Raw genomic sequence first — 15,527 nt, 5'->3', positions numbered from 1 at the left:
ATGCCTGTTCTTGAAATGCCGAGCTGGGGCATGGTTGCCCTCGCCCTGACCCAGGCCATCGCCATGCTGGCGCTGGCGCCGCTCGCTACCGGTTTCAACCGGGTGCTGCGGGCCAAGATGCACTCCCGTCAGGGGCCGGGCCTGCTGCAGGATTACCGGGATATCGCCAAGCTCCTGCGCCGTCAGGAGGTGACCCCCGAGCCTGCCGGCATCATCTTCAACCTGATGCCTGCGTTGCTCATCGCCGCCCTCTTGCTGGTGGGGATGGCACTGCCGACCCTGACTCACGAGTCCCCCTTCCCCATCGCCGGGGATCTCATCACCGACATCTATCTGTTCGCCATCTTCCGCTTCTTCTTCTCCCTCTCGGGGCTCGACAGCGGCAGCATGTTTGCAGGGATCGGCGCCCGCCGCGAACTGACTCTCGGCATTCTGGTGGAGCCCATTCTGGTGCTCGCCTGCTTCATCATGGCGATGATGGTGGGCAGCTCGGATCTGGGCAACATCAGCAGCTATGTGGCGACCCAGCCGCTGGCCGCGCCTATTGCCACCCTGCTGGCCGGTGCCGCCTGCGCCTTCGCGGTGTTTGTCGAGATGGGCAAGCTGCCCTTTGACTGCGCCGAAGCCGAGCAGGAGCTGCAGGAGGGGCCGCTTACCGAGTACTCCGGTGCGGGGCTGGCCTTGCTCAAGCTCTCCATCGGCCTCAAGCAACTGGTGGTGGTGCAGCTCTTTCTGGTGATTTTCCTCCCCTTCGGCAAGGCGGCCAACTGGAGTCTGCCTGCGCTCATCGGCGCGGCGCTGATCCTCGCCTGCAAGCTGCTGGTGGCATTTTTGCTAGCCGGCATCATCGAAAACGCCATGGCCCGTACCCAGTTCGTGCGCACCCACAAGCTCACCCGCTACGGGTTGGGGCTGGCTCTGCTGGCGCTGCTCGCCTATCTGGTCGGGATCTGAGCCATGCCCGCCAGCACAGCACCTTTTTTCGATTTCATCATTTGTGAATGCTCATTCCCGAACATTAAAGTGAGAACTGCATGACCATCGCCATTTCGGATCGCATCGGCTGCGACTACATCCAGCAGGTGCGAGCACAACTGCCCCACGCCATCGTCGACGAGGAGTGGCAAACCGCCGATCAGGCCACCATCACCGTCAAGCCCACCAGTCTGGTCGAAACGGCCAGCCTGATCTTCCATCAGCTGGGGGGCTGGCTTCCGCTCTCCTTTGCCAATGACGAGCGCAGCCTCAACGGCCACTTCGCCGTCTACCACGTCTTCTCCATGGAGGGCGACACCAAGTGCTGGATCACCGTCAAGGTGCTGGTGGATGCCGATACCCAGGAGTACCCCTCCATCACCCCGACCATTCCGGCGGCGGTGTGGGGCGAGCGGGAGATCCGCGACATGTACGGCCTGCGCGCCATCGGTCTGCCGGACGAACGCCGTCTGGTGTTGCCGGACGACTGGCCGGAGGATATCCACCCGCTGCGCAAGGACGCCATGGATTACCGCCAGCGCCCTATGCCCACCACCGACACCGAGACCTACCCTTTCGTCAACGAACTCGGCAGTGATGCCAACCGCATCTTGCCGGTTGGCCCGCTGCACATCACCTCCGATGAACCGGGCCACTTCCGGCTGTTCGTCGATGGGGAAGACATCATCGATGCCGACTACCGCCTCTTCTATGTCCATCGCGGCATGGAGAAGCTGGCGGAAACCCGGATGGGCTACAACGAAGTGGCCTTCCTGACCGACCGGGTCTGCGGCATCTGCGGCTTTACCCACAGCGTCGCCTACACCACCTCGGTGGAGAACGCCATGGGTATTCCGGTGCCGGAGCGAGCCAAGATGATCCGCGCCGTGCTGCTGGAGGTGGAGCGCCTGCACAGCCATATCCTCAACATCGGTCTGTCGAGCCACTTCACCGGTTTTGACACCGGCTTCATGCAGTTCTTCCGGGTGCGGGAAAAATCCATGACCCTGGCCGAGCTGCTGACCGGCGCCCGCAAGACCTACGGCCTCAACCTGATTGGCGGGGTACGCCGCGACATCTTCAAGGAAGATCGCATCAAGGGTGCCCAGCTGGTGCGGGAGCTCCGTGATGAGCTCAAACCCCTGGTCGCCATGCTGCTTGATACCGCCAACATCTCTTCCCGCCTCATCGGTATCGGCAAGCTCGAGCCGCAAGTTGCCCGCGATTTCAGCTGCGTCGGCCCCATGGTGCGGGCGAGCGGCTTCAAGCGCGACGTGCGTCGGGTCCACGACTTTGCCGGCTACCGCGAGCTGCCGATGGAGATCCAGACCAAGGCGGGTTGCGACGTGCAATCCCGGGTGCTGGTACGCATCCACGAGCTCTACGACTCCCTCGACATGATTGAGTTCGGTCTTGAGCACCTGCCGGAAGGGCCACTGCTGACCGAAGGCTTCACCTACCAGCCGGGCAAGTTTGCGCTGGGCTTTACCGAGGCGCCCCGCGGCGAGAACGTCCACTGGAGCATGACCGGGGACAACCAGAAGCTGTTCCGCTGGCGCTGCCGCGCCGCCACCTACGCCAACTGGCCTGCCCTGCGTTACATGCTGCGCGGCAATACCGTGGCGGATGCGCCGCTCATCATCGGCAGTCTGGATCCCTGCTACTCCTGTACCGACCGGGTCACTCTGGTCGACCCCAAGAAGGGCAAATCCACCGTGGTCTCCTACAAGGAGATCGAGCGCTACGGCATCGATCGCAAAAACTCTCCGCTGAAATAAGGGGTCATCATGATCAAGCTGTTCAAGACCATCCTCAAGGCTGGCACCCCGACCGCCAAGTACCCCTTCGCCCCTTACGAGGTGAACCGGGATTTTCGCGGCAAACCGAAATATCAGGCGGATCAGTGCATCGCCTGCGCCGCCTGCACCAAGGCCTGCCCGGCCAACGCGCTGGTGATGGAAGTGGATATGGAGACCGGCGAACGACGCTGGGAGATCTCCATGGCTCGCTGCATCTTCTGCGGCCGCTGCGAGGAAGTCTGCCCGACCCGCGCCATCGCCCTCTCACCCGAGTTCGAGCTGGCGGTGACCAACAAGGCGGATCTCTATGAGGAGGCCCGCTTCGCGCTGGCCCCCTGCACCCTGTGCGGCACCTACTTTGCCCCGAGCAAGCTGGTGGCGCTGGTGGAGGACACCCTCAAGCAGGCGGGCACACCGCTGGCGACCCCGGAGCGGCTGCATCACTGCCCCGACTGCAAACGAAAACAGAGCATGCTGAGCCAGCCTGACTCGGCCCTGATCACACCGATAGCCACACCGACGGCCGCACAAAAGGAGTGGATGTGATGAGCAAGATCAAAGGCATAGAACCGGTTGTCGGCCATGCCCATACCCGCGCCGTGCCGCTGGCACAGGATCCCGAGATCACCAAACTCAAGAAGACCCTGCTCAAGGACATTCGCCGCTCGGCCTATGTCTACCGGGTCGATTGCGGCGGCTGCAACGCCTGCGAAATCGAGATCTTCGCCACCATCACCCCGCTGTTCGATGCCGAGCGTTTCGGCATCAAGGTGGTCGCCTCCCCCCGCCACGCCGACATTCTGCTCTTTACCGGCGCGGTGACCCGGGCGATGCGGGTACCGGCCCTGCGCGCCTACGAGGCAGCCCCCGATCCCAAGATCTGCATCGCCTACGGCGCCTGCGGCTGTGACGGCGGCATCTTCCACGACCTCTACTGCGTCTGGGGCGGCACCGACAAGATCGTGCCGGTGGATGTCTATATCCCCGGCTGCCCTCCGACACCGGCGGCTACAATCTACGGCTTTGCCGTGGCGCTCGGTCTGCTGGAACAGAAACTCAAAGCCACCAGCCACGAGGTGCAACCGGGTGAGCGGGTCGAACTGCGCCACACCGGCATCCCCAACGAAATTCGGGTGATGATCGAGCGCGAAGCGCGCCGCATGGCCGGTTACCGTCAGGGGCGGATCATCGCCGACGAGTTTATGGCCCTGCTCGAAGGGGCGACCCAGCAGGATGTGGATCTGCGCATCCAGAGCTACCTCGATCAGCACGACGATCCGCGCCTCTCGGAGATCGTCAACAACCTCGCAAACGCCTGCCTTAACCGGGCAGCCGGCAAGGGAGAGGCGGTACATGGCTGACGAGGTTTTCTTCTATCGCCTGTCGCGCAAGTTCGTCGACGAGCAGTTCGACGTGCCGGAAGAGGCCAAAGAGGTGATGTACTACAGCCTCGCCATTGGCCACCACCTCGGTATCGTCGATTGCCTGCGAGCAGACCTGGTCTGCTCGCTGACCGGTTATCGCGACTGGGTAGCCAAGCTGCCACAGGGGAGTGAGGCGCGCCGCAAGATGGAGGGGTTTCTCACCTTTGGCGAGATCACCATCTATCGCGAGCACTGCCATATGCTGGCCTGCGCCTTCGACCGGCTGCGCAAGGCCGACAATCTACTCGATGAGCAGGAGCTGGGCTGGACCAATACCTTTATGGATCAGCTCACCGCCCTCTATAACGACCCCCATATGTACCTGATGGTAAGGAGCCGCTGATGGGCTGCAATCTCGTGTTGACCGTGGGCAATGCCATGATGGGGGACGACGGTGCCGGCCCCTATCTGGCGGAAAAACTGCAAGCCGCCCCCCTGCCCGGCTGGCTCCATATCGACGGCGGCATCGCGCCGGAAAATGTGGTCTACAAGGTGCGGGAGCTGCAACCGGAGCGGGTGGTGCTGGTGGATGCCGCCGAGATCGGCGAGAAGGCGGGTACCCTGCAGGTGATCCCCCCCGAGACCATCGCCGAGATGTTTATCTTCTCGACCCACAATATGCCGCTCAATTTCCTGATCGACGAGCTCAAGACCTTTGTCCCCGAGGTGATCTTTGTCGGGGTACAACCGGCCATCGTGGCGTTCTCCTTCCCGATGACCGAGATGGTGAGCGAGGCGATGGATTATCTTTATCAGCATCTTGATGCCGCCAGTGACACCAGTCTGTTAATAGATAAACTGGATCAGTGGAATATTTCCAACGCCAACCGGTGATTATTTATCGAGTTGTTAACGACCGTTATTGACCAACGGTTCCGGCAATGTGATCGAGGCCCGATGTTAAATTAAAAACATCGGGCTAATTGTGCTGAACTTGATATAAAACAAGGTTCTTTGATTTTTTCAAAGAATCGCTAACCCTCGCTTTTTTATGACAAAAAAAGCGTTGCCAGTCACAGAAATTTGCCACAAAATGGCGGCCGTTGCGGAAGTTGATGGGGTCTGGTGGCCTCCTCGGTCTTCAAAACCGATGTGAGCCGAGAAGGCTTTGGCAGGTTCGATTCCTGCCTCTTCCGCCAAATTCATCTATTGAACAAATACTCTCTCGCTGATTTTTTCGGCCTGGATGTTATTTCCATTGTTTGTTCAATATGTTTGAAGTAATACCTTAAAAAAGGTGCTTGCCGCTTGCCAATATAATCCGAACTCAGGTTATCTCGCTGGCCAAAAATTAATTTATCAGCATCGATGCAGCATTAATTTATACCCGCTCATTGATGCATCCAGTTTGCACTCATCCGCAAATCGCCAGCAGTGCCATAACCCGTCAGCTCGGCCTCTCTATCGGCAAACCGGTGCGCATCCCGAACCCACGCACTGCACTGGTAATCCCATGCCGAACTCGTCTCACGCGCCAGCCATCCCCCACCGCCAGCCCGCATCAGGTACGGCTGCCGACGATTCACTGCCAGATTCACAGCAACAAACGCGCCGCTTGCCGCAAGTGGAGCAGCTGCTGCAGCAACCCTTTCTCACCGGTTTTATCGAAGCGCTGAGCCGCCCGCTGGTGACTCAGGCGGTGCGCGACACCCTGAGCGAGCTGCGCCAGAGCGAAGATTTTCGCCAGCATGGCGTTGCCCCCGAGCAGATCGAGGCGCTGATTGCCAAGCGCTGCCGACAGCAGTTGCGCCAGCGTCAAACCCGGGTGATCAACGCCACCGGCACCCTGGTGCATACCAATCTGGGGCGCTCGCCATTAAGTCACGAGCTGTGGGACGAGGTGCGTGACCTCAACACCGGGTACAACAATCTGGAGCTGGATCTTGCCACCGGCAAGCGCGGCGGGCGCAAGGGGCTGATCGCCCCCCTGCTCCGTTGCCTCACCCAGGCCGAGGATTCGCTGGTGGTCAACAACAACGCCGCCTCGCTCTTTTTGCTGCTGCAGGAGGTGGCCAAGGGGCGCGAGGTGATCGTCTCGCGCGGCGAGCAGATCCAGATTGGCGGCGGCTTTCGCATCCCCGATATTCTGGCCCTCTCCGGCGCCAAACTGGTAGAGGTGGGCACCACCAATATCACTACCGCCAAAGATTACCTCGATGCCATCACCGATCAGACCGCGCTGGTACTGATGGTGCACAGATCCAATTTCGCCATTCGCGGCTTTACCGAATCCCCCGATATCGGCGAGGTGGCCCGCGCCCTGCCCGAGCACGTGGTGCTGGCGGTGGATCAGGGGTCGGGCTTGACCACCGAAGAGTTTGCGCCGGATGAAACCTCGGTGCGTCAGTACATCAAGGCGGGGGCGGATCTGGTCTGCTACTCAGGTGACAAGCTCTTGGGGGGCCCGCAATCGGGCATCATCAGCGGCCGCAGCGATCTTATCAAGCGGCTGGAAAAACACCCCATGATGCGCACCTTCCGCCCGAGCCGCATCGTCTACTCCCTGCTCGAACGCCTGCTCGTCCACAAGCTCAACAAATCCCCCATCGGTGAGGGTATTGCCCAGCGCACCTTGAGCAACCCGGCCGCCATGGAGGCGAGAGCCTCCCGGCTGATGGAAGCCCTGCCCGGCTGTTTTGTGCCGGTCCCCGCCCAGCTGGTGGTGGGCGGTGGCACATTACCGGACGAGTTCTATCCGGCGCCCGCGCTCGAGTGCACCGACCCGCGTCCGGCCCAGCAGCTGCTCGATGCTCTGCGCGAACTCCCCGTCCCTGTCATCGCCACCGTGCGCCAGCAGAAGGTGCTGCTCAATATGGCGACCCTGCTGCCGACCGAGATGGAGCTGCTGATCGCCCAACTCAAGGAGTTGCTGCTCCCCGCCCCGTTCAATGCAACAAATGCGACCGAGGAGCCCTGATCCCATGACCCCCTATCGCGCCGTTATCGGTCTTGCCGGCCACGTGGATCACGGAAAGACCCTGCTGATCAAGACCCTCACCGGCATCACCACCGCCCGCGCCCACGAGCAGGCCATCGGCATGACCCAGGATCTCGGCTTTGCCCACTTCGACGACGGTCAGGGCAACACCATAGGCGTCATCGACGTGCCCGGCCACGAGCGCTATATTCGCAACATGGTGGCGGGGCTCTGGAGTCTGGATCTGGTGCTGCTGGTGATTGCCGCCGATGAGGGGTGGATGCCGATGACCGGCGATCACCTGCGCCTGCTCAAGGCGATGGGGGTGCCGCGCCTCTTGGTCTGCATCAACAAGTGCGATCTGGTCAGCTCCGACGAGCTTTTGCTGTTGGAAGAGAGCCTGCTGGAGCGGGTGATGGACGAGAGCGGCATGGTGCCCGATATCGTCTGCGTCAGCGCCAAAACCGGCGAGAATATGGCTGCCCTTCACGCCGCCATCGTGCGCCAGTTGGGGGATATGGCCGAGCATCATGTCCCCCGCGAGCAGGCCGCTCCGCGACTGTATGTGGACAGAGTCTTTACCGCCAACGGCACCGGCACCGTGCTCACCGGCACCCTGCAGCAGGGCAGCCTCAAGGTGGGGGACAAGCTGCGCCTCTACCCCGCCGATCGGGAGGTGCAGGTGCGCACCCTGCAGGCCTATCACCAGAGCGCCCTAGAGATTGGCGCCGTCTGTCGGGTGGCGGTGGGCCTGAAAAAGGTGCCCCACAAGGAGGTGGCCCGCGGCCACTGCCTTACCAGCACTGCCGGCCAGTGCGAGGCAGCGACTCACCTTATCGTGCGGCTCTGCGAGGTCGGCGGCAGCATTCGGGAACAGCGCAACCGCGAGGTCGAAGTGGCCCTTGGCAGCTGGCATGGCCGAGCCCGTTTTGTACCGATCAAGGACTCCCGGCTGGTACGGCTGATCTTTACCAGCCCCATCCCCTGCTTCTTTGGCCAGCCGCTCGCCATCATTCGCCACGGCAGCAGCGAACTGCTGCACGGCGCCCGCATCGTCTGGTGCGGCGACATCCATCCCGCCAGACGCAAGGCGCTGCACACCCTGCTGGGCGAGCTGCCGGATGACTTGGAGCACTACAACCCGGCCACACTGCAACTGGGGCTCAATGGCTATGTGCTGGCCAGCCGCTTTGACCAGCAGCCAGAGCAGATCACCCCCCTCGGTGAGTGGCTGCTGGATAACTGCTGGCTGGCCCAAAGCCGCGATCAACTGCTCGCTACCCTGGCCAGCGAACCGCTTAGCGCCGCCGAGCTGGCAACCCGCTTTGGCATCGCCCTGCCGGTCATTCAGGCCCTGCTCCAGCAGCTCAAAAGCGAGCAGCTGATCCGCCTGCACCATGACAAGTGGCAACCGGGCAGCGGCGAGTCGGAAGATGATCTGGGGGAAGAGGCGCAGCTGGTGCTCAAAGTGGTGCGAGATCAAGGCAAGGAGGGCTACGAGCCCGGTAAACTTGGCCCCGGCGGCGTGGAGCTGGATCCCTTTATCACCCGCAAGCTGCCCGCCGCCCTGCAGCAGGGCTTGCTGCAAAAAGGCGCGTTGCAAAAGCAGCTGCGCAATCTGGCACGACTCAAGTATCTGGTGCAGCTCGATGGCCCCATCTACTACGACGCCGCCCTTTACAACCAGATGGTCGCCGAAGTGCTGGCGGGCCAGCAGGTGGGAGATCTGATCGACATGGCATCCCTCAAGGAGATCACCGGCTTGTCGCGCAAATACGCCATTCCGTTCAGCCTGCGCATGGAGATGGATGGCTGGGTGCGGCGCGAGGAGAACGAGCGCCGGGTGCTGCGTTTGCCGCAGGCTCAAGATGAGATGGAGCCGGCATGAGCGCCACCATCGCCTCCTCTGGCTCTTCCAATCCGGTGGCCAACCGGCTGCGCCGCGAATTTCATATCGACGGTATCGTGCAGGGGGTCGGCTTTCGCCCCTTCGTCTATGGGCTGGCGCTGCGCCACGGCCTTGCCGGCTATGTGTTGAACGATGCCAACGGCGTCACTATCGGCGCCGAAGGATCGCCTGAGCAGCTCGCCAGCTTTGCCCGCAAGCTGCGGGAACTGGCGCCGCCGCTTAGCCGCATCGATCACTTCAGCGAGCGGGAACTGCCCCTTGCTCATGATCCCGACTTCGATGGCCAATTTCATGGCCAGTTTCGAATTAAAGCCAGCCAGCAGCAGAGCGCCGCCACGGTCGCCATCTCGCCGGATCAGGGAATGTGCGAGGCGTGCGCCCGGGACGTGGCCAATCCCAACGATCGCCACCACCACTACCCCTTTACCAACTGCACCCACTGCGGCCCGCGCTACACCATTATCCGCCGCCTCCCCTACGACAGACCCCATACCGCCATGGCGGGCTTTGCCATGTGCCCGCGCTGTGCGGCGGCCTATGAAAACCCGCTGGATAGACGCTACCACGCCCAGCCGGTGAGCTGCCCCGAGTGCGGGCCCCACCTCAGCTGGCGCTCCGGCCGCGGCGATGCGCTGGCCGAGCGCGAGGATGCCCTGCAAGCAGCTGCCCGCGCCCTGCAAGCAGGCAAGCTTATCGCGGTCAAGGGGATGGGGGGGTATCACCTGATGTGTGATGCCCGCAATGAACAGAGTGTTGCCAGATTGCGAACGCTCAAGCGGCGCGCGCGCAAGCCGCTGGCGGTGATGATAGGCTCCCTTGCCGAGGCCAAATTGCATGTCACCGGCAGCGAAGACGAGTGGCAACTGCTCGCCTCTCAGGCCAGACCCATCACCTTGCTGCGCAAGCGCAAAAACGATGATCGGCCGTCAGAATCCCGACTGACAACTGCGCCGCTGGCCGAGGGGATCGCCCCCGGCATCCCCTACCTTGGGGTCGTGCTCCCCTATACCCCGCTTCATCAGCTGCTGCTGGACGCCTGCGCCATGCCGCTGGTGGCCACCAGCGCCAATGGTCGCGGCAGCCCGATCCATATCGAGTGCGAGGCGGTGGTCAGGGAACTCGGGGGCGAGATTGACGGCATCCTGGATCACAACCGCCCCATCCTGCACCCGTGCGACGACAGTCTGGTGCAGTGGGCCGGTGGGCGACGCCAGACTTTGCGGCTGGCCCGGGGCTATGCCCCCTGCACTCCCAGCCTGCAAGAGGCGGTCAAAGCGCCGCTCTTGGCTGTCGGGGCGCAACAGAAGAACCAGCTGGCGCTCGCCTTCGGCCGCCAGCGCATCTACAGCCCCTATATCGGCGATCTGCACAGCCTGCCGATGCAGGAGCACTTCGAGCAGACCCTGGCGACCTTTCGCGATCTCTACGATCTCAACCCCGAATTGCTGGTGTTGGATCGCCACCCCGGCTACCTCAGCCACCAGTGGGCCAAGGGCTATTGCCGCGATTACAATGCAACCCACCTCGAGGTGCAGCACCATCACGCCCACCTGCTGGGGGTGATGGCCGAGCACAACATCACGGGCCCGGTACTGGGTGTTGCCTTCGATGGCACCGGCCTTGGCGATGACGGCACCCTCTGGGGCGGCGAGCTGCTGATCGCAGACGTTCAGGGATTTGAGCGGGTTGCCCACCTCAAACCCTTCAAGCTTATTGGCGGCGAGGCGGCCATCCGCGAGCCGGTGCGCCAACTGCTGGGGCTGCTGTTTGAATCGCACACTCCTGAGGAGATCAGCGCCCTCGATATTCCGTTGATCAAGCAACTACCCCTTAAGCGGATCAGCAACCTGCACCAGCTCTGGCATCTTGGTCGCAACGCCCCCTACACCAGCTCCATCGGTCGGCTGTTCGATGCGGTGGCGGCGCTCTTGGGAGTGATCGACACCCCCGATTACGAGGGCGAAGCCGGGCTCCTGCTGGAGGCGGCAGCCTTGCAGCTGGCCCCCGATGAGCAGCCCTTCCCCCTCGCCTTTGATCTCAGCCAATCAACAGAGGGGCCACTGCAGATCGAGTGGGCAGAGCTCATCAATACCCTTGTCAGCGAGCGGCGCAAAGGCACCGCCACCGCCAGCCTGGCCGCCGGTTTTATCCGCTCCATCAGCGCTCTGGTCATCGCTCTGGCCGAGCGCTTCCCCGGCTATCCGGTGGCGCTCGGGGGCGGCGTCTTTCAAAACCGGGTGCTGATGGACCAGCTGGTGCCCGCTCTCGAAGCAACCGACCGGCAGGTATTGACCAGCGAAACCCTGCCGCTAAATGACGGTGGCATCGCCGCCGGTCAGCTCTGGTTTGCCATCCACCATCTTGTCACGCACCGCCCAACCACAGCCGGCAGTGCCACCTTGTCGGAGTCCTGAAATCCATGTGTCTATCCATCCCCTCTCAGGTGGTGCAGCTGCACCCCGAAGATAACTGCGTCACCGTCGACACCCTGGGGGTGCAGCGGCGCGTCAGCTGCATGCTGCTCGAAGAGCCTCTCAACATTGGCGACTATGTGCTGCTCCATATCGGCTTTGTGATGAGCAAGATTGACGAAGAGGAGGCGCAGGCCAGCCTCGAGAGCTTCCGCCAGATGGTGGCCCTGATGCCAGAGCAGGATATCTTGCCATGCTGACCTTGAATGACCTGTTTCAGGGCTTTCGCCAGCCCGACGTCATCCGCGCCCTCGCCGCCCAAATCAATGAACTGGCCAAAGATCTGCCCGAGCCGCTGCGGGTGATGGAGGTGTGCGGCGGCCATACCCACACCATCATGAAGTACGGCCTGCACCAGCTGCTGCCAGCCAGCATCGAGTTTGTCCACGGTCCCGGCTGCCCGGTCTGCATCATGCCCAAAGAGCGCATCGATCAGGCCATCGAGCTGGCCCGCCAGCCCAACGTCATTCTGGTCACCCTGGGGGACATGATCCGGGTGCCGGGCTCCAAAGGCACGTTGGCCCAGCAGCGGGCCAAGGGGAGCGATATCCGTCCGGTCTATGACCCCCTCGATGCCCTGCGTATCGCCAAAGAGAACCCGGAAAAAACCGTGGTCTTCTTCGCCATCGGTTTCGAGACCTCTACCCCGATGACCGCCGCCTTGCTGGCTGCGGCTGAAGCTGAGGGGATTGAGAACCTCTTGTTTCATATCAACCATGTGCTGGTGCCCCCCGCCATTCATGCGGTGATGGCCGATGGGGTGGCCAAGGTGAACGCCTTTATCGGCCCCTCCCACGTCAGCGTCATCACCGGCGCCGATATCTACCTGCCCATCGTCGATCGCTATCAGGTGCCGGTGGTGGTGAGCGGCTTCGAACCGGTGGATGTGATGGAGGCGCTCTTGATGATGGTGCGCCAGAAGGTGGAGGGTCGCTACGCGCTGGAGGTGCAGTACAGCCGCGCCGTGACTGCCAGCGGCAATAAAGCCGCCCAGCGGCTGGTCGAGCGCTTTTTCGAGACCCGCGAGCACTTTCGCTGGCGAGGTCTGGGGGATATCAACGCCTCCGCCCTGCGCCTGCGGGATGCCTTTGCCAAGCGCGATGCGGAGCGCCACTTTGCGCTTGATCAGACCCCCATCGATGACCACAAGGCGTGCCAGTGCGCCGATATCCTGCGCGGCCTGGCCAAGCCCAACCAGTGCAAAGTCTTTGGCCGGGGCTGCACCCCGACCCAGCCCATGGGCAGCTGCATGGTCAGCTCCGAAGGGGCCTGCAATGCCTACTACCGATATATGGGGATCCAATGAGAGAAATTCAGTTAAGCCACGGCGGCGGCGGCGTCGAGATGAATCAGCTGATCAACCAGCTCTTCTTTCGCCACTTTGGCAACGAGATCCTGCTGCGCGGTGAAGATGCCGCCCTGCTGCCGGTAAACGGCCCCGTTGCCTTCACCACCGACAGCTTTACCGTCTCGCCGCTCTTCTTCGAGGGGGGGGATATCGGCAAGCTGGCCATCGCCGGCACGGTCAATGATCTCGCCATGATGGGGGCCAAGCCCGAGTATCTGAGCTGCAGCTTTATCATCGAGGAGGGCTTCCCCTACGCCGATCTTGCCCGCATCGTCGAGTCGATGGCGGCCGAGCTTGCCAAGAGCGGTGCCCGCATTGTCTGCGGCGACACCAAGGTGGTGCCCAAGGGAGCAGCCGACAAGATCTTTATCAACACCAGCGGGGTCGGCACCTTCCCGCTGCCTGAGCAGAGCCGGGGCATCTCGGTACGCAACCTCAAAGCCGGTGACGCCATTCTGGTGTCGCGGGATATCGGCAGCCACGGCGCCTGCATCCTTATGGCCCGCGACGCCCTGCAACTGGGCTCCGATCTCAAGAGCGACTGCACCACCCTCTGGCCGCTGGTCGAAGCGCTGCTAAAAGCTGGTATTACCCCTCACGCCCTGCGCGATGCCACCCGCGGTGGCCTTGCCGCCGTGCTCAACGAATGGAGCAGCGCCTCCGGCGTTGCCATCGAGCTGGAGGAGTCTGCCATTCCGGTGTGCGATCCGGTGCGCGGCCTCTGCGAGCTCTACGGTTTCGAGCCCCATGATCTCGCCAATGAGGGAACCATGGTGCTGGCCCTGCCTGCCGAACAGGCGCAGGACGCACTGGGCATCTTGCGGCAGTTCAACCCAGCAGCCAGCCAGATCGGCGTGGTGCAGGCGAGCGATCGCCACAAGGTGATCCTCAATAACCCCTGGGGCAGCCGCCGTTATCTGGAGCTGCCACAAGGGGAGCTGCTGCCGCGGATCTGTTGAGCAGCCATGCCGCTCACCCATATGCCGTTTTCCCAATAAGGGGGAGGAGTCACACCTCCCCATATCGGTTAAGGAGCCACCATGCACGAAATGTCTCTGGCCATGGCCGCCATCGATCTGGCGGCCGAGCAGGCCACCCAGCGGGGGTTTACCAGGGTGACCGCCCTCTGGCTCGAGGTCGGCAGCTTCTCCTGTGTCGACCCGGACACCATTGCCTTCTGTTTTGAGGCTGCCGCCAAGGGCACCGCCGTCGAAGGGGCCCAGTTGCACTTTCAGCACCAGGCGGCAGAGGCCTGGTGTTACGACTGCAACCAGACGGTCACCCTCACCGAGCGCGGGCAGGCCTGTCCCGAGTGTGGCGGATACAAATTACGAGTCGCGCAGGGCGATAGCCTGCGCATCACCGACATCGAGGTAAGTTGATATGTGTAGCGTATGCGGATGCGGCCAGGCGCGGATCGCCGGCCATAAAGATGATCACGACCACTCCCACGACCATGAACACACTCACGAGCACCACCATGAACATGGCCATAAGCACGACCACCATCATGGTCATGACGCCCATCACCATCATGATCACGAGCAGAGTGCGCCGTGCACCCTGATCATTCACCACCACTATCACCATCAGGGGGATGTCCATCACCACTACCACGGGGTGCGAGCTCCCATAAGCCACGAGGGTCATGATCACCCCCATGAGCACCACCATGATCACCCCCATGAGCACCACCATGATCACCCCCACGACCATCATCATGATCATGCCCACTCTCATGAGCACGGCCATTCCCACACGCACCCCCATGATCACTGCCATGACCATGACCATGACCATGACCATGACCATGACCATGACCATGACCATCAGCAGGGTGATCTGCACTATGGCAAAGGGGAAGCGGGGTTGTCGGTGCCCGGTATGGGGCAGCGCCAGCTGATCGCCATCGAGATGGATGTGCTGGCCAAGAACAACGCGCTGGCGGCCCACAACCGCGAACACTTCACTGCCGCAGACCAGCTGGTGCTTAACCTGGTCTCTAGCCCGGGTTCAGGCAAAACCACTTTGCTGTGCGAAACCCTGCGCCTGCTGGCCGAAAAACGCCCCTGCGCCGTGATCGAAGGGGATCAGCAGACCAGCGCCGATGCGGATCGCATCCGTGCCACCGGCGTGCCTGCCGTGCAGATCAACACCGGCAAGGGCTGCCATCTGGACGCCAAAATGGTTCACGATGCATGCCACCAGCTGCCCGCCAATCAAGGGGGCATTCTCTTTATCGAGAACGTGGGCAATCTGGTCTGCCCCGCCAGCTTCGATCTCGGCGAGAAGTACAAGGTAGCGATCCTCTCCGTCACCGAGGGGGAAGAGAAGCCGCTGAAATACCCGGACATGTTTGCCGCCGCCCAGCTGATGGTGATCAACAAGATTGATCTGCTGCCCTACGTCAGCTTTGACGTGGCACGCTGCATCGAGAACGCCAAACGGGTCAACCCCTATATTCAGGTGATCCAGGTCAGCGCCACCACTGGCGAAGGGATGGATGCATGGCTTAACTGGCTGGCCACGGCCTGAACCTGAACCGATTAAACGCCGTTGCTAACGGTGGATAACAAGAGAGGGAGGCTAATTCCTCCCTCTCTTTATCTACAAACCTTATCAGGCGTTCTCTTTCTATACCGAATGGCCCGCACCTCATACTCACGTCCCCTCACCCTGACCCT

The 15,527-nt window shown here is 62.1% G+C and carries 14 protein-coding genes, 1 tRNA gene and 1 pseudogene; 15 read left to right on the top strand and 1 reads right to left on the bottom strand.

Features of this window, described 5'->3' with window-relative positions:
- The 14 genes from ACTG1P_RS01775 (at position 1) to hypA (ending at position 14,225) form a co-directional block, all read left to right on the top strand.
- On the top strand, positions 1 to 954 hold the full coding sequence (locus ACTG1P_RS01775; RefSeq protein WP_005345231.1) for a respiratory chain complex I subunit 1 family protein: 954 nt from the start codon (positions 1 to 3) through the stop codon (positions 952 to 954).
- 80 nt (positions 955 to 1,034) lie between these two features.
- Positions 1,035 to 2,753: a hydrogenase large subunit gene (locus ACTG1P_RS01770; RefSeq protein ID WP_440000312.1), complete on the top strand. Its 1,719-nt coding sequence runs from the start codon at positions 1,035 to 1,037 to the stop codon at positions 2,751 to 2,753.
- Between the two features lie 9 nt (positions 2,754 to 2,762).
- The gene (locus ACTG1P_RS01765; protein ID WP_124929559.1) at positions 2,763 to 3,320 is read left to right on the top strand and encodes a formate hydrogenlyase complex iron-sulfur subunit; all 558 of its coding nucleotides are present in this window, start codon (positions 2,763 to 2,765) and stop codon (positions 3,318 to 3,320) included.
- Positions 3,320 to 4,135, top strand: coding sequence for an NADH-quinone oxidoreductase subunit B family protein (locus ACTG1P_RS01760; protein ID WP_005333324.1), 816 nt, complete (start codon positions 3,320 to 3,322; stop codon positions 4,133 to 4,135). Before ACTG1P_RS01765 ends, ACTG1P_RS01760 begins: the two co-directional genes overlap by 1 nt.
- A complete protein-coding gene (locus tag ACTG1P_RS01755) occupies positions 4,128 to 4,541 on the top strand; it encodes a formate hydrogenlyase maturation HycH family protein (protein ID WP_270905735.1) in 414 nt (137 codons plus the stop codon). Before ACTG1P_RS01760 ends, ACTG1P_RS01755 begins: the two co-directional genes overlap by 8 nt.
- Positions 4,541 to 5,032, top strand: a complete 492-nt coding sequence (gene hycI / locus ACTG1P_RS01750; protein WP_440000311.1) for a hydrogenase maturation peptidase HycI — start codon at positions 4,541 to 4,543, stop codon at positions 5,030 to 5,032. The genes ACTG1P_RS01755 and hycI overlap by 1 nt, the downstream gene beginning before the upstream one ends.
- 213 nt (positions 5,033 to 5,245) lie before the next feature.
- Positions 5,246 to 5,337, top strand: a tRNA-Sec gene (locus tag ACTG1P_RS01745).
- Between the two features lie 314 nt (positions 5,338 to 5,651).
- Entirely contained in the window at positions 5,652 to 7,115 is a 1,464-nt protein-coding gene (gene selA / locus ACTG1P_RS01740; protein WP_440000310.1) for an L-seryl-tRNA(Sec) selenium transferase, read from the top strand.
- Positions 7,116 to 7,119: 4 nt separating this feature from the next.
- Positions 7,120 to 9,003, top strand: a complete 1,884-nt coding sequence (gene selB, locus ACTG1P_RS01735; protein WP_440000309.1) for a selenocysteine-specific translation elongation factor — start codon at positions 7,120 to 7,122, stop codon at positions 9,001 to 9,003.
- On the top strand, positions 9,000 to 11,438 hold the full coding sequence (gene hypF, locus ACTG1P_RS01730; protein WP_440000308.1) for a carbamoyltransferase HypF: 2,439 nt from the start codon (positions 9,000 to 9,002) through the stop codon (positions 11,436 to 11,438). Before selB ends, hypF begins: the two co-directional genes overlap by 4 nt.
- A gap of 5 nt (positions 11,439 to 11,443) precedes the next feature.
- Positions 11,444 to 11,695, top strand: a complete 252-nt coding sequence (locus tag ACTG1P_RS01725) for a HypC/HybG/HupF family hydrogenase formation chaperone (protein WP_021230224.1) — start codon at positions 11,444 to 11,446, stop codon at positions 11,693 to 11,695.
- A complete protein-coding gene (hypD, locus tag ACTG1P_RS01720) occupies positions 11,689 to 12,801 on the top strand; it encodes a hydrogenase formation protein HypD (RefSeq protein ID WP_440000307.1) in 1,113 nt (370 codons plus the stop codon). The genes ACTG1P_RS01725 and hypD overlap by 7 nt, the downstream gene beginning before the upstream one ends.
- Positions 12,798 to 13,802, top strand: coding sequence for a hydrogenase expression/formation protein HypE (gene hypE, locus ACTG1P_RS01715; RefSeq protein ID WP_362799870.1), 1,005 nt, complete (start codon positions 12,798 to 12,800; stop codon positions 13,800 to 13,802). The genes hypD and hypE overlap by 4 nt, the downstream gene beginning before the upstream one ends.
- Before the next feature lie 81 nt (positions 13,803 to 13,883).
- On the top strand, positions 13,884 to 14,225 hold the full coding sequence (hypA, locus tag ACTG1P_RS01710) for a hydrogenase maturation nickel metallochaperone HypA (RefSeq protein ID WP_045526958.1): 342 nt from the start codon (positions 13,884 to 13,886) through the stop codon (positions 14,223 to 14,225).
- On the opposite strand, the gene ACTG1P_RS01705 is transcribed toward hypA, so the two are convergent.
- Entirely contained in the window at positions 14,203 to 14,667 is a 465-nt protein-coding gene (locus ACTG1P_RS01705) for a hypothetical protein (RefSeq protein ID WP_440000306.1), read from the bottom strand. The two genes, hypA and ACTG1P_RS01705, sit on opposite strands and share 23 nt — an antisense overlap.
- On the opposite strand from ACTG1P_RS01705, the pseudogene hypB reads away from it, so the two are divergent.
- Positions 14,620 to 15,378 (top strand): annotated as a pseudogene (gene hypB, locus ACTG1P_RS01700) (hydrogenase nickel incorporation protein HypB); the annotation flags it as partial. The gene ACTG1P_RS01705 and the pseudogene hypB sit on opposite strands and share 48 nt — an antisense overlap.
- Between the last annotated feature and the right edge of the window lie 149 nt (positions 15,379 to 15,527).

Origin of the sequence: Aeromonas sp. 11P, assembly GCF_051920165.1 — a bacterium.
Lineage (GTDB): Bacteria > Pseudomonadota > Gammaproteobacteria > Enterobacterales > Aeromonadaceae > Aeromonas > Aeromonas veronii.
This window is presented reverse-complemented; position numbering and strand designations above follow the sequence as displayed.